The organism is Psychrobacter sp. Sarcosine-02u-2 (assembly GCF_002836335.1).
GTDB classification, from domain to species: Bacteria; Pseudomonadota; Gammaproteobacteria; order Pseudomonadales; family Moraxellaceae; genus Psychrobacter; species Psychrobacter faecalis.
Genome location: NZ_PJBX01000125.1, coordinates 19,074 through 42,852, shown reverse-complemented (window position 1 = coordinate 42,852; position 23,779 = coordinate 19,074). Strand labels below are relative to the sequence as shown.

At 44.6% G+C, this 23,779-nt stretch carries 18 protein-coding genes; 11 read left to right on the top strand and 7 right to left on the bottom strand.

What is annotated here, in order from left to right; genetic code table 11:
- Positions 1 to 8 precede the first annotated feature (8 nt).
- Positions 9 to 989 carry a hypothetical protein gene (locus CXF58_RS03755; protein ID WP_102076651.1) on the bottom strand — a complete coding sequence of 327 codons (981 nt, stop codon included), beginning with the start codon at positions 987 to 989 and terminating at the stop codon, positions 9 to 11.
- A 460-nt stretch (positions 990 to 1,449) separates the two neighbouring features.
- Here CXF58_RS03755 and CXF58_RS03750 point away from each other — a divergent pair, with 460 nt between their 5' ends.
- From CXF58_RS03750 to CXF58_RS03740, 3 genes are all read left to right on the top strand, one after another.
- Positions 1,450 to 2,685 carry a lipoprotein-releasing ABC transporter permease subunit gene (locus CXF58_RS03750; protein WP_102076645.1) on the top strand — a complete coding sequence of 412 codons (1,236 nt, stop codon included), beginning with the start codon at positions 1,450 to 1,452 and terminating at the stop codon, positions 2,683 to 2,685.
- A gap of 51 nt (positions 2,686 to 2,736) precedes the next feature.
- Complete coding sequence (lolD, locus tag CXF58_RS03745; RefSeq protein WP_068408142.1) at positions 2,737 to 3,417, top strand: lipoprotein-releasing ABC transporter ATP-binding protein LolD; 681 nt, start codon at positions 2,737 to 2,739, stop codon at positions 3,415 to 3,417.
- A 186-nt stretch (positions 3,418 to 3,603) separates the two neighbouring features.
- The gene (locus CXF58_RS03740; RefSeq protein WP_102076644.1) at positions 3,604 to 3,921 is read left to right on the top strand and encodes a hypothetical protein; all 318 of its coding nucleotides are present in this window, start codon (positions 3,604 to 3,606) and stop codon (positions 3,919 to 3,921) included.
- A 109-nt stretch (positions 3,922 to 4,030) separates the two neighbouring features.
- Here CXF58_RS03740 and CXF58_RS03735 read toward each other — a convergent pair whose 3' ends face one another.
- Positions 4,031 to 4,609: a DUF2062 domain-containing protein gene (locus CXF58_RS03735; RefSeq protein WP_068404088.1), complete on the bottom strand. Its 579-nt coding sequence runs from the start codon at positions 4,607 to 4,609 to the stop codon at positions 4,031 to 4,033.
- A gap of 287 nt (positions 4,610 to 4,896) precedes the next feature.
- Between CXF58_RS03735 and CXF58_RS03730 the strand changes: the two genes are divergently transcribed.
- The 4 genes from CXF58_RS03730 (at position 4,897) to CXF58_RS03715 (ending at position 11,179) form a co-directional block, all read left to right on the top strand.
- Positions 4,897 to 7,971: a ComEC/Rec2 family competence protein gene (locus CXF58_RS03730; protein WP_102076643.1), complete on the top strand. Its 3,075-nt coding sequence runs from the start codon at positions 4,897 to 4,899 to the stop codon at positions 7,969 to 7,971.
- A 258-nt stretch (positions 7,972 to 8,229) separates the two neighbouring features.
- On the top strand, positions 8,230 to 9,285 hold the full coding sequence (gene sppA / locus CXF58_RS03725; RefSeq protein ID WP_102076642.1) for a signal peptide peptidase SppA: 1,056 nt from the start codon (positions 8,230 to 8,232) through the stop codon (positions 9,283 to 9,285).
- 126 nt (positions 9,286 to 9,411) lie between these two features.
- Positions 9,412 to 10,299, top strand: coding sequence for an alpha/beta fold hydrolase (locus CXF58_RS03720; RefSeq protein ID WP_102076641.1), 888 nt, complete (start codon positions 9,412 to 9,414; stop codon positions 10,297 to 10,299).
- A gap of 91 nt (positions 10,300 to 10,390) precedes the next feature.
- Entirely contained in the window at positions 10,391 to 11,179 is a 789-nt protein-coding gene (locus CXF58_RS03715; RefSeq protein WP_228706531.1) for a CPBP family intramembrane glutamic endopeptidase, read from the top strand.
- Positions 11,180 to 11,277: 98 nt separating this feature from the next.
- On the opposite strand, the gene dusA is transcribed toward CXF58_RS03715, so the two are convergent.
- From dusA to CXF58_RS03700, 3 genes are all read right to left on the bottom strand, one after another.
- Entirely contained in the window at positions 11,278 to 12,249 is a 972-nt protein-coding gene (gene dusA, locus CXF58_RS03710) for a tRNA dihydrouridine(20/20a) synthase DusA (RefSeq protein WP_102076640.1), read from the bottom strand.
- A 174-nt stretch (positions 12,250 to 12,423) separates the two neighbouring features.
- On the bottom strand, positions 12,424 to 13,725 hold the full coding sequence (locus tag CXF58_RS03705; RefSeq protein ID WP_102076639.1) for an MFS transporter: 1,302 nt from the start codon (positions 13,723 to 13,725) through the stop codon (positions 12,424 to 12,426).
- A gap of 102 nt (positions 13,726 to 13,827) precedes the next feature.
- Positions 13,828 to 15,498: a phospholipase D family protein gene (locus CXF58_RS03700; RefSeq protein ID WP_068404079.1), complete on the bottom strand. Its 1,671-nt coding sequence runs from the start codon at positions 15,496 to 15,498 to the stop codon at positions 13,828 to 13,830.
- 606 nt (positions 15,499 to 16,104) lie between these two features.
- Here CXF58_RS03700 and CXF58_RS03695 point away from each other — a divergent pair.
- The 4 genes from CXF58_RS03695 to CXF58_RS03680 all read left to right on the top strand — a co-directional run bounded on the left by CXF58_RS03695 (position 16,105) and on the right by CXF58_RS03680 (position 19,907).
- Complete coding sequence (locus tag CXF58_RS03695) at positions 16,105 to 17,301, top strand: O-succinylhomoserine sulfhydrylase (RefSeq protein WP_416375567.1); 1,197 nt, start codon at positions 16,105 to 16,107, stop codon at positions 17,299 to 17,301.
- 90 nt (positions 17,302 to 17,391) lie between these two features.
- Complete coding sequence (locus CXF58_RS03690; RefSeq protein ID WP_068404078.1) at positions 17,392 to 17,721, top strand: YbaB/EbfC family nucleoid-associated protein; 330 nt, start codon at positions 17,392 to 17,394, stop codon at positions 17,719 to 17,721.
- 121 nt (positions 17,722 to 17,842) lie between these two features.
- Positions 17,843 to 18,436 carry a recombination mediator RecR gene (gene recR / locus CXF58_RS03685; RefSeq protein ID WP_102076637.1) on the top strand — a complete coding sequence of 198 codons (594 nt, stop codon included), beginning with the start codon at positions 17,843 to 17,845 and terminating at the stop codon, positions 18,434 to 18,436.
- A gap of 142 nt (positions 18,437 to 18,578) precedes the next feature.
- Positions 18,579 to 19,907, top strand: a complete 1,329-nt coding sequence (locus tag CXF58_RS03680; protein WP_102076636.1) for a ribonuclease D — start codon at positions 18,579 to 18,581, stop codon at positions 19,905 to 19,907.
- Positions 19,908 to 19,941: 34 nt separating this feature from the next.
- Here the strand turns inward: CXF58_RS03680 and CXF58_RS03675 are convergent, their stop codons facing one another.
- Both CXF58_RS03675 and gcvP read right to left on the bottom strand, forming a co-directional pair.
- Positions 19,942 to 20,634, bottom strand: a complete 693-nt coding sequence (locus CXF58_RS03675; protein ID WP_102076635.1) for an esterase/lipase family protein — start codon at positions 20,632 to 20,634, stop codon at positions 19,942 to 19,944.
- Between the two features lie 179 nt (positions 20,635 to 20,813).
- Entirely contained in the window at positions 20,814 to 23,711 is a 2,898-nt protein-coding gene (gcvP, locus tag CXF58_RS03670; protein ID WP_102076634.1) for an aminomethyl-transferring glycine dehydrogenase, read from the bottom strand.
- Positions 23,712 to 23,779: the final 68 nt, after the last annotated feature.

Sequence of the window (23,779 nt, the reverse complement as noted above, 5' to 3'; positions counted from 1 at the left end):
CTTCTAAATTAACTGGCTTTTGATTGTTGCGCAGTTGTTTGTGGTTTTTGATTTTCTTTGTAAATTGCCGCTTGTAACCAGATATTCGCCTGTACATAGTCATGCACTTCAATAGCAGCGGTGGCTTCGGTTTTAGGTGCGCCGATACGAATGACAAACGGGTCGGCATCTTGCTCTCGCAGTACCACCACATCAAATAAGATGATGGTCTGGCCATTAAATAGTGTTTCTTGCTTACCGAGTACCTGACCTTGACACCAAGCTTCGTCTTCTTGCCCTATGGTATCGCCGAACAAATACGCGCACATATGACCAAGATTAATCTCGACGGGCGCCATTTGTTCTTTGGTTTCAGGCTGCCACGCTTTGATTTGCTCTTGTAAATCGTCAGGCATTTTTCCATCGTTGGCGGCGACGATGTCGTTAAAAGCGCGATGGTAGCGAATGGCTTCTTGGTCTTCGACCATAATCACTTCGTCTTGTTCACTCAGCTTAATCTCATGCGCCCACGCACTAAAGTTCACATAATAAGCGGTATCTTGCTGATATAAATGACGGTTAGCGGTATACAGCTGGTCGAAAGCATAAATAATGCTGCCATCAGCGGTGCGTAAGCGTAAGACGGCATCGTGAGTGTTGTCATTGACAATCATGCGCTCGATTTTGCACGTCAAACCATAAGGGCTATCGACACAAGGGTAGGCGTTAATAAAGCATTCAGGCTTGCCGTCATTCATCGCCAACACTTGATTGATATGACAAGGCTGGTCTTCCGATAGCAATAAGCAGCTGTCTTTGGCACTGACATTGCTATTTAGGCCTTTAGGCATGGCAGCCTGCTCGATCATCTTTTGCAGCCATTCTGGCACGTCATGACTCATATCATCGGTCAGAATGCGCCAATGATCGGCGTGACCAGCAGACTGCTCGTCAGTTAAGGTGATTTTGGTAGGCGATTGGATGTTTTTATATTGATAATTTATGGTCATGAAGATACTCAAACTTAAGTCAGCCATGCGGTTTGGGTCTAAAACTGTGATTGCTGAACCATTATCCTATCGTTGATTGGATTGGTTTATGATAACCAGCAATGTCGTCAGTAAAGAGGCAACAAACAACAATGAGGGGTTAATGACAATTGTCCTTAGCATACAATATATAGGTATAGACGCAACCAATAGCAAGTCCTGCCCGAAAAATAATCATAAAACTTAGGTTTTTGTGAGAAAATACCCGCAGTTTTTGCGAATGACTGGCACAAATAAGTCAAATTGTGTCAAACTAGCTCCCTTTTGACAGCGATATTTGGCTGCTCATAACCTGTTTTTGTGTTCGATTGATATGTTTCTGCGGCAAAGCCTCTCATAAAGGCGATACTATGCAGCATTTGCCGTGGCTGATTTTTTAACATAAATAAAGTCGCACGTAGATAAGATAAAGAGTTTGAATATGTTTCGTCCTTTAGCGTTATTTATCGGCTTACGGTACACCCGAGCAGAACGTAGTAATGGTTTTATCTCCTTTATATCCTTGATTTCTATGATTGGTCTCACGCTTGGCGTCGCGGTCTTGATTACGGTGCTATCGGTCATGAATGGCTTTGATCGTGAGCTAAAGACTCGTATTTTGGGGATGGTGCCGCAAGCGACGGTTATTTCAACCGAGATTATCGGCGACTGGAAGGAGGTGGCAGATAAGATTAAAGAAGATCCGGAAGTCGCCGCCGTCGCGCCCTTTATTCAGCTGCAAGGTATGCTGACCTCTAATGGTCAAGTGGCGGGAATCATGGTCACCGGCGTCGATCCAGAGTACGAAAAGAACGTCTCTATCATCAACGAGCATATGGTAGAAGGCAGTATTGATACCTTACAAAACGGTGAGTTCAGTATTGTGCTTGGTGAAGAGATGGTGCAATCTTTGGGGCTGCGCTTAGGCGATAAAGTGACGTTGGTGTTGCCAGAAGCGTCGCCATCACCAGCGGGTGTGATACCGCGCTTTAAGCGTTTTACGTTGACGGGTATCTTTACCATCAGTCCAGAAGTAGATAGCCTAATGGCGTTTATTCCGATGGGCGATGCGGCAAAATTACTGCGTCTGCCAGAGGGCGCGCAGGGTATTCGTATGAAGCTTGACGATATCTTTAACGCACCGATGGCCGCTCAAAGAGCTGCTGCCATTGCCCCTGAGCAGTTATATCCTAGCGATTGGACCCAAACGCACGGCAATCTGTTTGGTGCGATTCAAATGGAAAAAGCCATGGTTGGCTTGCTGTTGTTCTTAATTATTTTAGTTGCCGCTTTTAATATTGTCTCAAGTCTGGTCATGCTAGTGACCGACAAAAAAGCCGATATTGCCATTCTAAAAACCTTTGGCGCTTCACCGCGTCTGATTACCCATGTGTTTATGGTACAGGGCATCGTTATTGGCTTTATTGGTACCATTGCGGGCACCATACTTGGTGTTATCTTTGCCCTGACCGTTAGTGATATTTTGGGCTTTATCAATCAAACCTTTGGCCTCAATTTGTTTGATGCTTACTTTGTAAATTATCTGCCATCGCAGCTGCGTTTGACCGATGTGGTGCTGATTACCAGTGCGTCATTTATACTGAGCTTTTTGGCGACCATTTATCCAGCGCGCCGAGCGGCGAAAATTCAGCCTGCGCAAACGCTGCGTTACGAGTAATCTACAGGCGTCAATCGTCAAAGCTATGATAAATAAAACAAAGGAAGTACCATGTCTGAAATTTTAAAAGCGACCAATATTAATAAAATTTATGATGAAGGGGCGGTGAGCACGCAAGTATTGACCGGTCTGGATTTGACCGTCAATGCCGGTGAGCGCATTGCGATTGTCGGTACCAGTGGTTCGGGAAAAAGTACCTTGCTGCATTTACTCGGCGGACTGGATACCCCCAGTAGCGGTGAAGTTTGGCTACATGGGCAGCTATTAAATAGTATGAATGAGACCGAGCGCGGGGCGATGCGTAATAAGCACTTGGGGTTTATTTATCAGTTTCACCATTTATTAGCAGAGTTTACTGCTGTTGAAAACGTCGCTATGCCGCTACTGATGCGTCCAAAAGTATCGACGACCGAGGCACGTCAACAAGCGATAGATATTTTAAAAAGTGTCGGTTTGGAGCATCGTTTGGCCCACAGACCCGGTGAGCTATCAGGCGGTGAGCGTCAACGTGTGGCGATTGCTCGCGCGCTTGTGACCAAACCATCACTTATTTTGGCCGATGAGCCGACTGGTAACTTGGATTATGACAACGCGCAAAGCGTGTTTGGGCTGTTATCCGAGCTACAAAGCACCATGCAAACCGCGCTATTGATGGTGACGCATGACCGCAGTTTGGCAGCCCTTGCTGACCGTCAGCTCCTGCTCCGTAATGGACATTGGGAAGATTACTAAAGCCGTCATTTTTAATACTTTTTTTCAATAAGCTGTAGAATTGCTGTTACTGAGCAGCAGCATGATACGGTTAGCTTTTTTATAAAAGTTACTGACTATAAAAATTAATGATAAAAACGACGAAAAAAACAGACTGTATCTAGCAGCTTTAACAAGTAGATAGAATGATAAATAAGGAATGATGAGATGGATAAAAATGATGATCCGATTGAAGCGTTTGGTAGTGCCGAAGAGGGCAATGAGCCACTAAAGCCTTATATGGATCCGACGCTATTTGACACCATTGATAAACAAGCACAAATAGACTTGCTGACGCCGGTTTTTGACTCAATTACCTTAGCGGGTGCAGATTACGATTTAAAGGCGCAAGATAGTGCGACTGGCAAGCGTTATACGCTGCTAAAAGATGAGAAAGTGCTAGATATCTTTGTGATGGATGCCAACCTCACCGACAATGTTAAAAATGCTATCGACAAGCATAAAGAGGAAGAAGGCGAGTTATAAGGTCGCTTATAAATTGGGCAATGATTTTATAAGATATTTCCAACTTTATAAAATGCTGCTATTTTTACAAGATGACTAACGCGACAAGATCGATTATTAATAATTAAGGCTATTCATGCTTGCTGGTTTTTTCAGCAGAGTCTTTCTGACGTTTTTGCCAGCTGGTGACAGTCTTATAGCGCCAGATGGCTTTAAACGCCAAACCGCAGACAATACTGCTGATGACCGCTAAAATTGTTAATCCTAGACAAAAAGCGGCGATAGATACCGTACCTTTATAAGTAATAAAAGGATTGGCGCCATCAGAGATGAGCCATAAGCTAAAATCTGAAATCATTCTGCCGATAATTCGTAAGCTAATCATCGGCACATCAAGGATTTTGGCACCGATATAGTAGCCAGCATAAAACACCGGCAGAGTCGTCAGCGGGTTAGTAATCCAAGTCAGACCAAGCGCCATCGGCACATTGGCACGAAAAATAAGCGCACCGATTAAGGCCAGCAACATCTGTCCTGGCAACGGGAAAAATGCGCTGAGCACGCCGATATAAACCGCTTTATTTAAACTATGGCGATTAAAATGCCATAAACGAGGGTCGGCAAGTTGCGGCGCAAATAGTTTTAATGAGCGACTTTCTAAGATTTTTTCAGGGGTAGGAAGTAGGTCTTTTAGACGTTTGTTTGGCACAGAATCGCCTTTACGTGTTATCTTCAGCCCGCTCAATCATATTGATGGGCTGATATACAGTGATATTATTAATAAAAAATATAGCTATAAATGTTATCAGAAAAGCGGCTAGATAATGTTGAATAATCACTATTGCAATATTTCTGGTAAGTATAGGGTAATAGCCACATAAATGCCATCGCTTGACGGTTTGCTCACTTGATGGTTGGTTCAATGTTTAGAACGGTCATTATTCATCACACAACTTATATGCAATGGACGAGCTATCAAGCAAGCGAGGAGCGCTAGTGTACTGGTTAATTGGTAGCTTGATAATCATCGTTATGATGGGAGTTTTGGCCGTTGCAGATACTATGCCGCTGCCTGTTGGTTCCTTATTACCAGACCTCAGCACATCTTCTATCTTGCCGTTATTATTAATAGCTTTGACCATCGTTCTGGTATTTATCAATCAGCGTTACATTGCGTTTTCACCCTCGATTGACGCTAAAAAGAGGTATGTTAAAAATTCCTCTGCTCAAAATTTTGCTGTTCAAAATGCTGCTAAAACCCCATCTTCTACATCATCATTACTTTATAAATTTGCTCATCATTTATTAATGGCAGTATTAGCAGTGGCGCTGATTAGTGGTAGTGGGCTGCTCGCTTTGATAAATCAGCAACAGGCGCAAAGTAATGCCATCAAACAAACTGTGCGCGTGCAAGCGTTGGTGAGCATCGAAGGCATCAGTGACAGTGTCTATGACGACGCAAGTAATAGTGGCTATCGGCAGGTTGCTACCATTAGCCATATATCGCCTTTACTGTCCGAGCTAACGTCGCAGGGTTTGGACAAACTGAGCGTCAATTACAATGCCAATTATAGAGAAGATGTTAATAATAGCCTAAGCAATAAAGAAAATAACTTAAACGGAGATAATTTCGAATATTTCGAAAATAAACAATATCGTATACTGCTAAATGCTTATCCAAAAAAATCTTTCTCTAAAAAGCCGCTCCCTAAAAAACCTTCTAAGAAAGGTACTGAGAATAAATCGCAGACTATAGAACTAAATCATTTGCAGCCAGGTGATCAGTTATTGATGACTTTGATGCTAGCGCCACTTGCCAACTCTGAGCAAGCACTGAACAATCCAACGGGATTTGATAGTTATCGTTGGTTACGAGGGCGACATATCGATGGGGTTGCCACTATATTAGCGACCAGCACCTCAACTATTCTGTTTAATGGCTCAGCAGCATTGTCTGAAGCTGACAATTCTTATTTATACCGCTTTCGTAACGCGATAGACCAAGGACGTTGGCAACTACGTCAGCATTTTTATCAGGACTGGGCAGGGCAAACTCTCGCAGAGCAGCAAGCAAAAGCGGTGACTTTGAGTTTGCTGACCGGTGATCGCAGTTTAATCAATCGCGATACCAAAGATTTATATCAGCTGGCAGGTATTTCTCATTTATTGGCCATCTCAGGAACGCACGTTTTATTTTTAGCGATTGTATTAGCGGGATTGGCAGTCTTACTGTTGAATCGTTTTTACCCCTCTATCTATCGTCATATCCCGCGCTGGCAATTGCGCTGGTGGGTTATGATGAGCGCGGCTTTTATTTATGCCTTATTTACTGGGTTTGATGTACCTGCTGCGCGTACCGCATGGATGTTATTAGCGATAGGGTTGATACGTTTAACGCTATTGCCTATTAGTACCATGCGTATATTGTTGGCGCTGGCGGTATTGATGGCATGGTTCGACCCGTATGTACTGTGGCAGGCTGGCTATTGGCTGTCCTTTATAGCGGTAGCACTGCTATTAAAGTACGAAGATAGTTCAGTATCATGGAGTCAAACAGAGTCTGCAAGCTTAACGACCACGAACTCTAATGACAATAAAAATGCGAAGATACTTCAACGTACATGGTTGGGATTTAAACGCCTGTTCAAATTACAGTTTTGGCTATTTATCGCGCTATTACCCATAACCTTATTGTTATTCGGCAAAGCGTCATTGTTAGGATTTATCGTTAATTTATTTGCCATCGGTTTATTTGGATGGGTGATTGTACCGCTGAATCTATTGGCAGGGCTGTGCTATCTTATTGTGCCCACGCTGGCAGATGCTATTTGGACTCTGGTAATTGCTCTTGTCGCTTATTTACACGAGCTTATCACGTGGCTAACGGCGTTACCGATATTTTCAGGGGCATGGCTTTATACGCCAGTGAATATGGCAATTTTGCTGATGGTATTATTGGCGATGTTACCGTGGTTATTGCCGCGCGGGCTTATCAGTCGTTGGCTTGCGCTAGCGCCGTTAACGCTACTGGTTATGACGGTATACGCCAATCAGCAGTCGTTAACCATGACTCCGACTCTCTATATTCTGCCAACGGGCGACCAATATTTAAGCGCGGCGGTGCTACAATACCCTGTGCTAAATAATGAAGTTAATAAGACAAACGTTAGCTGGTTAATTTTAGCCGATCATAGGCCTTATGATACTCGTACGATGCCAAGCACGCTAACCGCTGACAAGTTATCTGCGACCCTAGAGCAGCAACTGCGCAGCTTATCTATCACGCGTCTAGAAGGTATGGTAGTCCAAAGCAGTAGCGCGGCCTTGACGACATCTTTAGCAACATTAACAAATAACAACCGTAAGTCATTGCCGACCATCTATAAGCCAAACGGCTCTGAGCTGCTACCAATGACCGTCGCTGAGCTAAGTCAACGTCTCCCAACCGCTCAGTATTGGCAAGCAGGGCGTAGTGAGCGTTGGCCCGAGCTCCAGCGCGCTTATCAACTAGCCAGTCAATCTGGTAAAAATAGAACTCATGCAACCATCAGTGCTCAAGTTTGTGAGCAAGGTAAAACTTGGCAACTCGCCAATGGTGATTTAACGTTGCAAGCTCTCACAGGTTGGAGCAAAATAAACGATGCCAGTGTCTGGGACTGTACGCTTGAACTTGACAGTCGACTGCCTATTCACGTGATAAACTACAATGCTGCTGACCCGCTCAAATCATTAGCTACTAAAGTACAAACACTTCAGTCCGATAACAAAGTGACACCTTCTCAGATTAAAAATGCTCAATCACGTTTGGTTTTAAATGCCGATACCCATCCGCGCGTGTGGCAAATGTGGTCTTTATTATGCGCGATTGAACCGAATACTAAAAATGACACTTTAAAAAACTCATTAAACAACACCTTAGGTAATGTCATAAACAGCACAACATGGCTTGGACATAGTGCCTCGCATATCTCTACTGAGGTAATAACTCAGCAACAAATCCATGAGACAATCACTTATGATAATAAGCCATTAGATGCCGCTCTAGCTTTTGAGGCCGATAGTAAGGATTAACCTTATAATCTGACTTATTGGTATTATCCTTATAAAATACCTCGCTCCTATAACCTGTCACCTTTATAATATCAAGCTATTTCACAGTTCTGCTATTGAACCATGAGAGAAATGCCACCATACTTAGTAGCTTATTCAACTTTATCAAAGCGCTATAAAAGCATTGATACAAGTAAAAATAGCTATCACGCTTTTGCTATATCAAGTTTTTAGTTCTCTCTTTTATCGTTTTACATTGTTTCTGACTTAGGAAGTTATATGCCCAACTGGCCACCAGACCCTAACAAACGTCCTGACAACTCGGCCAACCAGCCAACGCCGATGCAGCAGCAAAATCAGCCGAGCGGACAAGAGTGGCGACTGCTTGAAAATACGTTACTAGCCAGTGTGGTTGAGCAGCGCCGCGCCCGTCGCTGGAGTATTTTCTTTAAGCTATTGACCTTTGGTTATATTTTATTGATATTTTTGACCATTGGCCGTGGTTGTAGTACCAAAACGCCAACCAGTATTGAAGGCGTTGATACCAGTAAGCCGCATTTGGCGGTGGTTGAAATCCAAGGAACGATTAGTAGTGGTGATGTCGCCAATGCTTACGATGTTAATGAGGCCTTAACTCGCGCTTTTGAAAACAGTAATGCCAAAGCCGTGGCGCTTGACATTAACTCGCCCGGCGGCTCACCCGTACAGTCTGATGAAATCTGGCAGACGATGATGGATTTGCGTCAAGAATATCCTGACAAAAAACTCTACGCGGTGATTGGTGATATGGGTGCTTCTGGCGCTTATTATATCGCCTCAGCTGCGGATGAGATTTATGTCAATCCATCAAGCTTAGTCGGTTCGATTGGCGTAATTATGCCAAGCTATAATATCGAAGGCTTAATGGATAAATTTGGCGTTAAAGACCGCACCATTACCGCAGGCGAGTATAAAGATATTTTAAGCCTATCACGTCCACTGACTGACTATGAAGAGCAGCATGTCGAAAAAGTTTTGGATAATACTCATAAGCACTTTATCAATGCAGTCAAAGAAGGTCGCGGCGATCGTCTAAAGAATCCTGAGGAAAACAAACTGTTTTCAGGGCTATTTTGGACTGGCGAGCAGTCGATTGAGCTTGGCTTAGCTGACAAAAAGGGCAGTATCTCAACTTTAGAGAAGAAGCTGAAGCTTGATAACGTCGTCAATTATACGCCAACCGACCCATTTAGCTTATTTATGGATCGCTTTGCGGTTAAGTTAGGCGCGGGTCTTGGCTCAAGCATCAAGCTTGATGTGTTACCGCAAGAAGAGGGTCAGGCGCAGATGCGCTAAGCGCTTTATATTTTAGATTTAATGTGTATGATTGTTAAGGCTGAGTATATGATTATGCTCAGCCTTAATTGTATATAAATTTTGATTATTATAATAAACAGCTATTTAAATTACTGAGAGCTTGTCATGAGTGCCATTAATCCACAGACCTTTGAGTCATTACCCAAATCTAAGATAACCCAAAAACCTGTCATTCATTTTGCCCATGCCAATGGTATGCCAAGCGCCGTTTATGCGCCGTTTTTTGCCCCGCTTGCTGAATTTTTTACCATTGAATATATCCCTATGCTGGGTAATACGCCCGATTATCCAGTAGATAACCATTGGCAAAGCCTGACCCAGCAGATTATTGACAGTGTTAAACGCACTTGTGAGCAGCACGGCGTAAGTCAGTTAGTAGGCGTTGGGCATTCGCTTGGTGCCATGTGTACTATGCAGGCGTTATACCGTGCGCCGGAGATATTTGCGCAAGCGGTGCTGATGGATCCACCATGGATTTATGGCAAAGTCAGCCTGCTCTGGCATTTGGCCAAAACCGCCGATAGATTACCGCTGATGAATAATCGTTTGATGGATAAGCTGTCGCCAGCGGGCGTGTCTAAGCATCGCCGTGATGTTTGGGATAGCCGCGAAGACGCCTATGATAAGCTGCGTCATAAGGGCTTTTTTAAAGATTTCGATGAGCGTAGCTTTCAGGGATATATCGAGCATGGTTTACATGAGCGTGCGGACGGCAAAGTGACACTGGCTATCCCTAAAGCCAGGGAAGTTGAGGTGTTTCGTACCAATCCGTCATGGTATTGGCTGACGCCGAACCGTGCACCAAAAACGCCAGTGACGCTCATCATTGGTGAAGACAGTATCTTTCTTAAGCGCCGCTTCCCGCAGCAAATCAAATCACGCCTTACTATCGATTATGAAACCCACGCTGGCGGTCATATGTTCCCGCTTGAGCACCCAGAGTCGGTGGCGCGTCAAGTGCTTGAGCTTATCAAACAGCAGTTGCCAACATAAACGATGGTTGTGAATCTTAGAGCTTATAAATGCTAGAGCTGATGATAAATATCCTGTGGGCAGCTAGCACACCTTTTTAAGTGATATCTTTATGCTAAAAAATGCGACCACCACAGCTACTCTGACGACTATCCCTAAGTCAGCACCGCTATTTTCACGCTTGGGTACGTTGCTGCTGGTCATTGGGATGGTAGTGACGTTTTTTATCAGTCAATTAATCGGCGTCTATATTGCCAGCAAAATGGTATTGCCCGCTACTAAGCATGCCACTATGGGCGATATTTTCTTTTTTGGTAGCAATGATGGCACCGTGGTCAGTCTTTCTATCGTTATCGGCTGTATATTATTGGTGGCAATCAGCGTTTTATTGATTCGGGTGAGGGGCGGCAATGTAAAACAGTATCTGGCGCTCAAGCCGTTTTCATGGACGGTAGGCATCGGCATGTTAGGGCTATTGCTGATATTTATGATCGGTAGTCAGGCGTTAACATATTTGCTTCATGAATCGCCATTGGTCTTCGTTGACCCCTTATATCAGTCTGTCAGCTCAGTCTGGTTATTGATATTTGCCATGGTGATTGTCGCGCCAATTTATGAGGAGCTGATATTTCGTGGATTGTTGTGGTCGGCTATTGCTGAGCAGTTCTCAAACGTAGCCAACGCAGAGCATCGCGGCGCAATAGTTGCAAGCCTAGTGACCAGCGTGATATTTGCGGTGATTCATCTGCAATATGGCATGTATGAGATCAGCACCATTGTGATATTGGCATTGATATTTTGCTACGCGCGTATCAAATCAGGCTCGCTAGTATTACCAATGCTGCTACATATTGTTAATAATGGCGCCGCGATGGCGCAGTATTTAGCGGAAATTAGTTAAAGGTTTATATATAAACGTAAAATAGCTAATTGATGAATGTCTTTATCAATTAGCTATGCACCCATTGGCTGTTATTTTATGCTTATAGGGATCGATGACTAGGCATCTGGATTTAAGGCTAAGACTTCTTCAGCGGCTCGTTTAATATCATCAATCGTTAGCTGTGGTTTACCGCTTAATGCCTGTCGCCACTTGCGTGCACCTGTCAAACCTTGGAACAATCCTAAATAATGCCGCGTCATCGTTGGTAGGGCTTCACCTTTAGCGCTTTGTTTTTCTAGATAAGGGTACAACTGCGCCAAAATATCCGAGCGCTTAGGACTAGGTTCGCCCCATAAACTATTCGCTTCTGCCAATAAGTACGGGTTATGATAAAACGCCCGACCAATCATCACGCCATCGACATGCGGCAAATGCGTTTTAATATCCTCAATCGTTTCGATACCGCCGTTAATTTCGATATCAAGGGCAGGGAAGTCCTGCTTAAGCCGATAAACATCATCATAACGTAATGGCGGTATTTCGCGATTTTGTTTCGGGCTCAAGCCCTGTAGCCACGCCGTACGGGCATGGACAATAAAGCGTGTACAACCTGCCGCTGCGACTTTTTCGACAAAATCTACCATAAACTCATAACTGTCAAAATCGTCGATACCAATACGATGCTTGACGGTTACCGGAATATCGACCGCTGCCTGCATGTGCTTGACCAAATCAGCAACCGTCTGCGGCTCTGCCATGAGGCAAGCGCCAATCTTATTATGTTGGACACGATCAGAGGGGCAACCAACGTTGATATTGACCTCATCATAGCCGTGCTGCTGGGCAAATTGGGCGCATTGAGTCATCTCGCTAATATCTGCGCCGCCAAGTTGTAGCACCAGCGGATGCTCAAGCGCATCAAAGCGCAGATGCCGCGCGCGGTTGCCATGTAGCAGCGCACCGGTACTAATCATCTCGGTATAAAGATAGACGTGCGGATTAAATAGCCGTGCAAAGTAGCGATAATCTGTCGTTGTCCAGTCAATCATGGGCGCAACAGAAAGTCGTTTGTTGGTCATGTCAACCATTAGGGTAAAGCCTCAGTGTTTTCAAGTGTAAGTCTCACTAGATACTAAAAAATAACAGATAGAGCACCACGCATCATGGATGTAAGGCGCTCTTTTATTAATCAGTCTAGTGAGATTAAAGAATAGGAAAATCAATGACAATGCATAATATTGCTATCAGTAGATAGCAACGCTCTAAATGACCTCATCAATTTTTTTGAATTCGGGTAGGTTATAAAAATAAATACCCACGATAATGCCGATAAAGCCTACAAAGGCAATGTATAGCGCCGGCGAAAAACTGATATATAAAGTCGCATAACCCAGTCCAAAAGGCACCAACACTCCGACAATCCCATAAGCGACATTATAACAAAGCGCCATGCCAGTGAGGCGCACATTGGTTGGAAATAATTGTACCAAAATGGCGGGCACCATCCCCACAATACCGGCGCAAAACCCCAACAGCGCGTACATGATAAGAATGTAATCGCCACTTGCTTGCAGATGATAAAAGAACGCAAACATCTGCGCAATTAATAAGATAGAGCCAATAGCCAATACTTTACCGAAGTTTTGATGGTTGGATATAAAGCCATAAAACACACAGCCAAAAATCATAAATACGATGCCTAAACTGTGTGAAAATCCAAATAAATCCGTGTCTAAGGTAAAGCGCAGTTCAATTAAATCGGGTAGGAGTAGAATAACAACGGTGGTGATACTGGCTATGATAAAGGTGAGCAGCAAACCGATAAAGATAGAATGCTTACAATGCTTAAAGAGCAGGATAAAGGGTTTGGCAATATAGTCTCTTGGTTTTGCGGCTTTCATAGCGATAAAAAACGGCGATTCATCTATCCAGCGCCACGCCAAGAGAGGCACCACGCTTAGGATGGCTGCCATAAAGAATGGTACCCGCCAGCCATAAGCGGCCAGTTGCTCCGTGGTCATGGAGTTGGTCAACCAAAGAAAAAAGGCGTTAGAAAATAGCACACCGACAAAAAAGCTCGCCGTCACATAACTACAAGCGACTGACAAATATTGGCGTGGTACATGCTCTGACACAAAAACCCAAGCTAAAGGCACAAAAAGTCCAAACGCCATTCCTTGTATCAGGCGCAAAATAATGAATAAAGCGGGCGCCGCCATGCCCCATTGGGTATAGGTTGGCAAGCAAGCCATCGCCAGCAAACTTGCGGCTGTCACCAAAATACTCATTAATAATATCGGCTTTCGACCGCTGATATCACCAAAGCGTCCAAAGATAACGCCGCCAAATGGGCGTGCCAAATACCCAATCGCAAAAAGCCCAAGCCCTTGAATTTTTGCCATCGCCGCGCTGGTATTAGCAGGAAAAAAGGCGGCAGCGATGATATCAGCAAGATATAAGTAAATCAAAAAATCAAAGAACGCGACTGCGCTGCTAAAGCAGATAAACAGCACAGCATTTCTATCTTTAGAAGACATCAGAGCATATTGAGAACGAGAAGGCATAATAGATCACGCATCCACATAAAGAGGGGTTTATTAAAATGGGTAAATAAAGCGTATAGAATAAAGGTCGTGCGCTAAAAAGTCTTAGCTATTTATAAAAACTTATAATAACCAATCAATCGGTAGCCATGACATGATGGCCAGCCAAACATGATCACTAATATCGACGCGCGGCTCTGAATCGTAAACGACCTTTTCACCCGCTTCTACGGTATGCCACTGCAAACTGCCATTTTCTAACAACTTAACTTCATAGGCTTGACCCAATAATTCGTCGCTGAGCGCACTATGCAATTGTTTTGCTAGCTCTTCATCATTGATAATGACGCCCATCTCAGTATTGATGTTGGCGGAGCGCGGATCGACGTTATATGAGCCGATAAATACTTGGTAGTCGTCAACGGCAAAAGTCTTGGCATGTAGGCTGGTGGACGATTGACTGCGCGCCTTCCAAAGCTTATTTTCGCGTTTTTCTTCAGAAGCGGTTGATTTTAGCTCATAGATTTTTACTCCGGCTCGCAATAAGCTTGGGCGCCATTGACTGTAGCCAGAATGCACCGCGGTCACGTCAGTGGCGTCAAAGGAGTTGGTCAAAATCTTGATATCAATCCCAGCTTCTGCCAGCTCGACCAGCGTATTGACCCCGTCTTTGGTGGGGACAAAATAGGATGAGATAATCGTCAGGCGTTTGGTTGGACTGCCCAATAAAGTACGCAGCTGATGCACCAAATTGGTATCGGCTGGGACAGTTTTGGTTAATTTGCCAACGTCATCACTTAAAAACTGCATGTCAGTCCAGCGAAAGGGCACGCGCTTATTAATTAGGTCACTATCAATAAAGGAATCTTCGATAGCCGTTTTATAGACGTCTAAGCTGCTCTTACTGTTGTTTTTTTCATCGGCTCTTAGTTTGTCCAAACCTTCCAAAAAATCCGTGGTTTCACCTTTATCAAGGGTGGCAAGGGTTTGGATATCAAATGAAATTGGCGCTGACCAGTAACTGGCAAAGCTATTGTCAATGTCAGCGACTACTTTACCGATGAGCAAAACGTCTAAATCGGCAAATTGGCTGTTTTTATCATTACTTAGGTATTCATCGCCAATATTACGCCCGCCGATAATGGTGATTTGCTTATCAAAAGTCATGCTTTTATTATGCATGCGCCGATTGATGCGCGGTAAACCCGTGACATAGTTCAAGGTTTGAAATTTACGGTACATCAATGGATTAATAATACGTACCGCGATATTTGGGTGGCTGGCAAAACGTAATAAATGCTGATCGAATTTGGCGCTATTATTAAAATCATCTAACAACAAACGAACGATGACGCCGCGCTCGGCTGCGTCCCATAAGTCTTTTAGCATCAACTGTCCGGCTTGGTCATCGTGCCAGATATAATATTGGGCATCGATATTACGCGTGGCCATGTTGGTCAAAATACTGCGCGAAGCAAAGGCGTTGGCACCGGTCACAATCGGATGATAGCCCGATAAATCAGGGTGAATCTCGTTTTGTTCACTGATAGCCGCTACTAGGTCAGTGCTATCCGTCTTTGCATTAGGGTTTGGGCCATTTTGTTGGCCGTCTTTTTGATTGTTGTTTTGCTCGCGACTGCCTTGTTGGTATAAAGCGTCAATACGCGCCGATAAAGCTTGGCTTTCAGGCAAATGCGGCTGCTTTGGCAAACTCTGACATCCACTAAGACCTAAGGTAAGGCCGAGAGTTAAGCTCAACGATAAGTTACTTGGTTCTATACTGAACATCGACATAAATGAGTGACCTTAGTGGACCTGAATGTAATAAAGCACTGGTTAAAACGGGCTTGATTTATGGGTTGTTTTCACCGATGGTAGCACTGAATATGGCACCTATAATGATATTGTTCAAAGCAATATTCGCAGCGCCGCTAAGCTTAACAGCTGACGCCATCTGTGCCTATTGTAAATACGTTATTTTTTTCGGTAGCGGCGACTTATTTTGCCATGATTGACATATCTTGTAGTCATCGTTTGCGCTTGCATTGTGTCGTTAGAAATGTATTACGCTATTTTGCCTTAAAGATTCAATGCAAACTTTTTAACGGCAAGGGTTTAATGGCAAATAAGGCATAACCGCTATGCAAAAATAATATTTAGCAGGCCTTTGAAACCAGCTGTTTGGAATAAGTTGCCATGCTATGATAACGCGAACAAATGCTGTTTATAATCAAAATAAGCGGAATGTTTACTAATAACTTGGGCAATGGAAAATTTATGAGTCAGTCGCAAGCGCACGATGATAGCAATGCAAATAAATTAGATGCAAATGAATCACAAGCAAGCAAATTAGATGCAAACTGGCGCGATGACGCGCTCAATTTAGATCTTAATTATGGCATGCAAACCATCGCCGTACGAGCAGGGCAGCATCGTACCGACGAGGGCGAGCATTCAGAGGCTATTTTTACCACCAGCTCTTATGTCTATGAATCAGCGGCGGACGCTGCCGCGCATTTTAATGGTAGCAAAACGGGTAACGTTTATTCTCGCCATACCAATCCTAGCGTGCGCACCTTTGAGCGGCGTTTGGCGGCGCTCGAAAACGGCGAGCGTGCGGTGGCGACAGCCTCAGGTATGGGCGCGATTTTGACCATGTGTTTGGCGTATCTTAAAGCTGGCGATCACTTGCTCGCTGCCAACCAGTTATTTGGCTCATCGATTGGTTTATTTAATAACTATATGGCAAAGTTTGGCGTTGAAGTCAGTTACGTCGATTGCTTCGATAATGATGCTTGGGCACAGGCTGTGCAGCCAAATACCAAGGTAATTTATTGCGAAAGCCCGAGCAATCCGCTTGCGCAAATTTGTGATATTGGTTATTTAAGCCAGCTGTGTAAAGCCAACGATATCTTATTGGTCGTTGATAACTGCTTTGCCACACCAGCCTTGCAACGACCGTTAGATTTGGGCGCGGATGTGGTCATTCACTCTGCGACCAAATATTTAGACGGTCAAGGCCGGGTATTAGGCGGCGCCTTGGTCGGTAGCGATAAGCTAATACAAGAGGCGTTTACCGTGGTGCGTTCAGGCGGTATCAGTATGAGCCCATTTAACGCATGGGTCTTTACCAAAGGGCTTGAGACGCTGAAATTACGTATGCAAGCGCATTGTCAAAATGCCAATCAAGTAGCAGAATTTTTGGTCAATCATCCCAACGTTAGCACCGTGCACTTTTCAGGATTAAGCGACCATCCTGCGCATGAGCTTGCGACGCGCCAACATCATATGAAAGATGGTTATGGCGCTATCATGGGCTTTGAAGTTAAATCGTCGACTAGCCCTAATTCAAAGGGTACTGATTCAAAAGCCGCAGCGTGGCATGTGATTGATTCAACGCAAATGGTTTCTATCACCAATAATTTGGGTGATGCCAAAACCACCATTACCCATCCCGCGACCACTACCCATTTTCGCTTGACGCCTGAGGCGCGCGCAGAAGCAGGCGTTAATGATAGTCTCATCCGCCTGTCGGTAGGCTTAGAAGATGTGGAAGATATCATCAAAGATTTGGCGCGTGGTTTAGACAGTTTGTAAAGATAAAGGTATAATCGCCATTAACATCAGATTTAGTGATGAATCACGTTTTATAATGATACGCATTAATACAAAATAAAAGAGGCAACTATGAATATTCAAGCATTGATGCAACAAGCACAAACGATGCAAAAGAAAGTCGAAGCAAACGTTGAAAACGCTAAAAAAGAATTGGCCAATAAAGAAGTGCAAGCCGAAGCGGGCAGTGGTCTGGTTAAAGTCACTATGACTGGTCGCCACGTCGTTAAGCGTTTGACCATTGATCCAAGTTTATTGGAAGACGAGCCAGATATGATTGAAGACCTAATCGCTGCTGCCATCAATGATGCGGTGCGTCAAGCGGATGAGCTGTATGAAGAAACCATGGCTGGCGCAACATCAGGTATGGGCTTACCACCAGGTATGCAAGGTCTGTTCTAGATAGCGGATTATAAGCGCTAAAAACTGCTGATTGACCACAAAAATGGGGTTGTTATCGACACGATACGACCCCATTTTTATAGCTACGATTTATAAATTAAGTTAAATAAAGGAAGTTACTTTGCTGACAGCCAAATTTGATCAGCTGGTCAAACAGCTACGTATTTTGCCGGGCGTGGGGCAAAAAAGTGCCCAACGTATGGCATTGCATTTGCTTACCAAAAAACGCCCCCAAGGCATGGCGCTAGCCCAAGCACTTGATGAGGCGATGCGTGATATTGTCGAATGCCAGCGCTGCCATAGTTTTAGCGACGAGGCAGTTTGTCCATTATGCCAAGATCCACGGCGTGATGATGGCTTGTTATGCGTGGTTGAAACCGCAGCGGACGTGATGGCGATAGAGCAAACCGCAGGCTATCGTGGGCGTTATTTCGTGTTGGGCGGGCATTTATCGCCCATAGACGGTATCAGCGCCGATGATCTAAATATCGATCAGCTGGTCTGGCGGGTTAAGCAAGAGCCGGTTGAAGAACTGATATTGGCGACGGGTACGACTGTTGAGGGTCAAACGACCGCCCACTTTATCAGTGAAGCAGTCGGCCGACATGTCAATAAAATCACCCGTTTGGCGCAAGGCGTACCGATGGGCGGCGAGCTTGAATATCTTGATAGTATGACCCTTGGGCAAGCCATGCAAAATCGCTCATTTTTGTAGTATGTCTGTCTCTTTGGTATTACTGCTTTTTTAAAACAAAATTTTGTTCATCTGATTTTATGATATTGTTATAATTCTTTTTTCATTATATTAAGGCGCGGTTTAGCGTTTTATTTTCTTCTATTTCAGCAGGTATCTGCCCGTGTCAAACCATGTTTCAACAGCTTTAACTACTTCTAACCAATCAAACCGCTTAGATAATACGGCTACTGATGATGAGTTATCAAAACCATCAGTCAATGACGAGGTAGCGCCCACAGATTTGCCACCCGAGCCTGATATCGAAGCCTTGTTAGACACCGCCGATGACGCCGCTGTCACTTGGATACGTCAGCAAGAGGATTTGGCTGAAGTTATCGATGCTTTGGCGACTTGCGGGCGGGTGGCACTAGATACTGAATTTATTAAGCGCGATACCTATTATCCGCGTTTGGCACTGGTGCAGTTAAATACTGGCAATCATGTGTATTTACTAGATGCGCCGCAATTGCAATTGGCCGAACTATGGCAGGCCTTGGCTAAAGTAGACGTGGCGATTTGGCATGCCTGCGGTGAAGACTTGGGTATTTTTTATCTATTGTCTGACTGCCCGCCGTTGACCAATATTTTTGATACGCAAATTGCCCTGTCATATTTGACGGGTCAGCTGCAAATGGGCTACCAGCAGGCGCTTGATGATCAGCTAGATATGCATATCGATAAAGAGCAAAGCCAATCAGACTGGCTGCAACGTCCGCTATCAGATGAGCAAGAGCAGTATGCGATAGATGACGTGCGTTTTTTGCCAGCGCTTTATCTAAGTCTTGAATATGAGCTGAAAAAGCAGGGTCTGTTTGAATACGTGTGGGCAGATTGTCAGCTTTATGCCAGTGACTTATATGACGCGCAGCATGTAGCCGATGATGAGATGTATCTAACGATGGCAGATTATCGTTATACCTCAGAGCAAATGGCGATACTACAAGCAGTGGCAACATGGCGCGAAGAGCTAGCACGCGCGACCAATCAGCCGCGTACCTTTGTCATTAAAAAACAAGCAGTACGTGAGATTATTACGGAAAAACCAAGCAGTATGCGCGAGCTTGCACACAAAACTACCATGCACCGTAGTATGCTGCGCCTCTATGGTGAAGAGTTGCTCAAGGTCATTAAAGAAGCCAAAAACCTGCATCCTGCTGAACATCCAGACTGTCTAATACCACCGTATCGCTCAAAAAACAAAGTCTTATCAAAAGCAGTGCAACAAGTAATCGATGCGCAAGCAGAAAAAATTGGCGTGCCTGCTAATGTATTGATGCGTAAAAAATGGCTCGCGCAGCTCTATGAAGTGATTGCCTTTGATAAGGAAATAAGCGAGTTGCCAGAAGGGTTAAAAGGTTGGCGCAATGAGTGGGTGATGCAAACCTTGATTCCAGTGATTGAGGAACATAAAACCGAGTTGCAGCAGGGTATGGGTATCAATGTTCGCTAAACGATAAAAACTAGCTTTTATAAGTACTTAGCATTTATAAATGCTTAAGCTCGCTATGGTCAAACTGTCCATGTTGTAAAAAATATTTGGTTTGTGAGGCCACTGTTTTATCGACCAGCATGCCAGTATGCGAGACGGGCAAGACAATATGATCAGTGGCTGCCTCTATTTTGGTTTCTTTAACATAGACAGTGCCATCGTGTAGCAGATGTTCTGCTGATGGCATGTTGTCTGCTCGACGCAGTTTGCGATTATGATGCTGCAAAAATAACTGCCCTAAGCCATAAGGACGATTACCGGCAATCACGCCTAAGGTAATATGCTCCGGTAACGGTGCGACGGTTCCATCTAGTGCATCGATGTACGAGCGTCCCACTACCGCTGGGGATAAGCGCCAAATATAATCTGCACAAACACTACCTAAATGCGGTGTCCCAAGGGTTACGCAGCGTCCAATTTGCCATTGTGGATATTCAGCGACAAAATCACGAATAATCAAACCACCCAAACTATGACCGACTAAATCGATTGGTTGGTCAAGGTGGTGATGCTTTTCTAGCCAGTTATGTAAGCGGGCGCTATTGGTTTTGATGCTATCTCGCATGCTACGATAGCCATATTGATACGTATCAAATCCTGCTGCTTGCAAGCGTTTGGCAAGAGGGCGCATAATCCACGCCGTTTGATGTAGACCATGAATCAGAATGACGCGGTTTTTTTGTTGCATGTTATTTTCCAAAAGTTATTTTACTGATGTTGTATTATATTAGACTCTAGCCACTAATCTAAACGCTAATCACATGACCCTTTAAATTATTAGCCCAGAATAGACAAAATAAAAACCTCCAAATCAGTAGATGATTTGGAGGTTTGTTTTTATATGAACTGTTTATAGTTGTTTGAAAACTACATATAGTTTTCGATACTTGGGCACGAGCACATAAGGTTCTTATCGCCATAAGCGTCATCAACACGTGCCACGCTCGGCCAGAATTTATGGGCACGAATGTAAGGCAGTGGGAAGGCGGCGGTATCACGGCTGTACGGATGCGACCATTCGCTGCTGGTAATCATCGCCGCGGTGTGCGGTGCATTGACCAGTGGATTATCTTCTAACGTCCAACCATCGTCGCCAGCTTTGGCCTTCATCGCTTCAGCTTTGATAGATATAAGCGCGCTGATAAAGCGATCCAATTCTTCTTTCGACTCAGATTCAGTGGGCTCAATCATCAAGGTGCCTGCGACTGGGAAACTCATCGTTGGTGAGTGGAAACCATAATCCATCAAGCGCTTAGCAATATCGCTTTCACTGATGCCAGTTTCTTCCTTCAACGGACGAATATCGATGATACATTCGTGCGCAACACGGCCGTTTTTACCCGTATAAAGGACAGGATAGTGGTCTTTTAATTGCGCCGCAACATAGTTGGCATTTAATAATGCAAGCTCAGTGGCTTTTAGCAGACCATCACGCCCCATCATGGCAATATACATCCATGAGATTGGTAAGATACTCGCTGAACCATAAGGCGCTGCTGATACGGCTGAGCAATCATTTTGCGCATTATGCACAGGGCTCAACGTATGGTTGGCCATAAATGGTGCTAAATGTGCTTTCATGCCGATAGGGCCCATGCCAGGACCGCCGCCGCCATGCGGAATGCAGAAGGTTTTGTGCAAGTTCATGTGCAGTACGTCTGCTCCAACATCAGCAGGCTGCATCATGCCGACCTGCGCATTCATGTTGGCGCCATCCATATAGACTTGACCGCCATGCTTATGAATCAAATCACAAATATGACGGATGCCTTCTTCAAACACGCCGTGCGTTGATGGATAAGTAATCATCAAGGCACCTAAGCGTGCGCTGTGCTCTTCACATTTAGCCGTCAAATCATCAATATCTACGTTACCGTTATCGTCAGTTTTAACGACGACGACTTGCATACCCATCATCATGGCGGTAGCTGGGTTGGTGCCGTGCGCTGACATTGGAATCAAGCAAACATCACGGTCTGTTTCGCCCAATGACTCATGGTAACGACGGATGGCTAATAGGCCTGCGTACTCACCTGAAGCGCCAGAGTTAGGCTGCATAGACACTTCATCAAAACCTGTGATGGCTTTTAATTGCTCTTGTAAGCTATCAATCATTGCAATGTAGCCAGTCACTTGACCGCGCGGTGCAAATGGATGCACATTGGCAAATTCAGGCCAAGTAATCGGTAGCATCTCACTGGTCGCGTTTAATTTCATGGTACAGCTACCAAGAGAAATCATGCTACGGTTCATCGCCAAATCTTTGTCTTCAAGCGATTTTAAGTAGCGCAGCATTTCATGTTCGGTATGATGGGTGTTAAAGACTGGATGGGTCAAGATATCGTCGCTACGCAAGTGCTTACTATCGAGTGACACGCGAGCTTCTGTCGGCAAGTCATGGGCTTTACTGACGAATAGTTGCGTTAAGACATTAAAATCTTGCGCGTCGCTGGTCTCACTAAAGGCGACGCTTAATTTGGTGTCGCCAAGACGCCATAAGTTGTAGCCAGTATTGTCGGCGTTTTCAAAAATCTGCGTTGCCATTTTTTCTGAACCACAATCAACGACAACACTGTCAAAGAATTGATCATGTACCACGTTTAGATTGCTGTCGTTAGCACCTTTAATAACATCAGCAAATGCAGTTGCAAACGCATGGATACGAGTGGCAATACGCTTGACGCCATTTGGACCATGATACACGGCATACATACCAGCTAGATTGGCAAGTAATACTTGTGAGGTACAGATGTTTGAGTTGGCTTTTTCACGGCGGATATGCTGCTCGCGAGTTTGCAGTGCCATACGTAGCGCGGTATTACCCTGCGAGTCTTTAGAGACACCAATGATACGGCCAGGTGCTGAGCGCTTGGCTTTATCAGAGAAGGCAAAGTAGGCGGCGTGTGGACCACCAAAACCCATTGGAATACCAAAACGCTGGGTGCTACCGAGTGCTACGTCTGCGCCCATATCGGCTGGTGATTTTAATAGCACCAAGCTCATGATATCGCTGACAACGCTGACGTAGGTTTTGTTTTTCTTCACCGCTGCGATAACATCGGTTAAGTCTTTTACATCGCCTTCAACACCGACGTATTGGAAAATAGCACCAAAATAATCACCTGATTTAGCCAGTTCAAAATCACCAACCACCACCTCCCAACCGAAATATTTGGCACGAGTATTGATGACATCTAAGGTTTGCGGATAGATACGCTCATCCACAAAAAACTGGTTTGATTTACTTTTGCTCACGCGCTTCGACATCGCCATCGCTTCTGCCGCAGCCGTTGCTTCGTCAAGTAATGACGCGCCAGCCATCTCCAAACCTGTTAAATCAATACAAACTTGCTGGAAGTTTAGCAATGCTTCTAGGCGACCTTGGGCGATTTCAGCTTGATAAGGGGTATAAGCGGTGTACCAACCGGGATTTTCAAGGACGTTGCGCTGAATAACTGCTGGCATGCGCACAGGCGAGTAACCTTGACCGATATAGTTCTTATTAACCGTGATATCGTCTGCCATGGTGCGCAATTTAGCAAGTGCGGCGTGCTCACTCATCGCCACAGGCAAATCTAGCTCTTTATGCAGGCGCACTGGCTCAGGTACGGTATCATTGATAAAGCTTGCCATGTCTTGATAACCAACGGCATTTAAAAGGTCGGCTTGTTTGGCATCATTTGAGCCTAAATGACGATAGACAAATTCAGCTTCGTTGAATAAACCTTGAAAGGTATCAAACGTTGGGTTTTGAGAGATAGTCATAACGGTCCTTGATAAAAGGGATGATAAAGGAGATGGCTAAAATAACGAATAAAGAATAATTAATAACG

Coding starts and splice junctions, on each gene's coding strand:
- CXF58_RS03755 (WP_102076651.1), bottom strand. CDS start 989: ATGACCATAAATTATCAATATAAAAACATCCAATCGCCTACCAAAATC.
- CXF58_RS03750 (WP_102076645.1), top strand. CDS start 1,450: ATGTTTCGTCCTTTAGCGTTATTTATCGGCTTACGGTACACCCGAGCA.
- lolD (WP_068408142.1), top strand. CDS start 2,737: ATGTCTGAAATTTTAAAAGCGACCAATATTAATAAAATTTATGATGAA.
- CXF58_RS03740 (WP_102076644.1), top strand. CDS start 3,604: ATGGATAAAAATGATGATCCGATTGAAGCGTTTGGTAGTGCCGAAGAG.
- sppA (WP_102076642.1), top strand. CDS start 8,230: ATGCCCAACTGGCCACCAGACCCTAACAAACGTCCTGACAACTCGGCC.
- CXF58_RS03720 (WP_102076641.1), top strand. CDS start 9,412: ATGAGTGCCATTAATCCACAGACCTTTGAGTCATTACCCAAATCTAAG.
- CXF58_RS03715 (WP_228706531.1), top strand. CDS start 10,391: ATGCTAAAAAATGCGACCACCACAGCTACTCTGACGACTATCCCTAAG.
- dusA (WP_102076640.1), bottom strand. CDS start 12,249: ATGGTTGACATGACCAACAAACGACTTTCTGTTGCGCCCATGATTGAC.
- CXF58_RS03705 (WP_102076639.1), bottom strand. CDS start 13,725: ATGCCTTCTCGTTCTCAATATGCTCTGATGTCTTCTAAAGATAGAAAT.
- CXF58_RS03700 (WP_068404079.1), bottom strand. CDS start 15,498: ATGTCGATGTTCAGTATAGAACCAAGTAACTTATCGTTGAGCTTAACT.
- CXF58_RS03695 (WP_416375567.1), top strand. CDS start 16,105: ATGCAAACCATCGCCGTACGAGCAGGGCAGCATCGTACCGACGAGGGC.
- CXF58_RS03690 (WP_068404078.1), top strand. CDS start 17,392: ATGAATATTCAAGCATTGATGCAACAAGCACAAACGATGCAAAAGAAA.
- CXF58_RS03675 (WP_102076635.1), bottom strand. CDS start 20,634: ATGCAACAAAAAAACCGCGTCATTCTGATTCATGGTCTACATCAAACG.
- gcvP (WP_102076634.1), bottom strand. CDS start 23,711: ATGACTATCTCTCAAAACCCAACGTTTGATACCTTTCAAGGTTTATTC.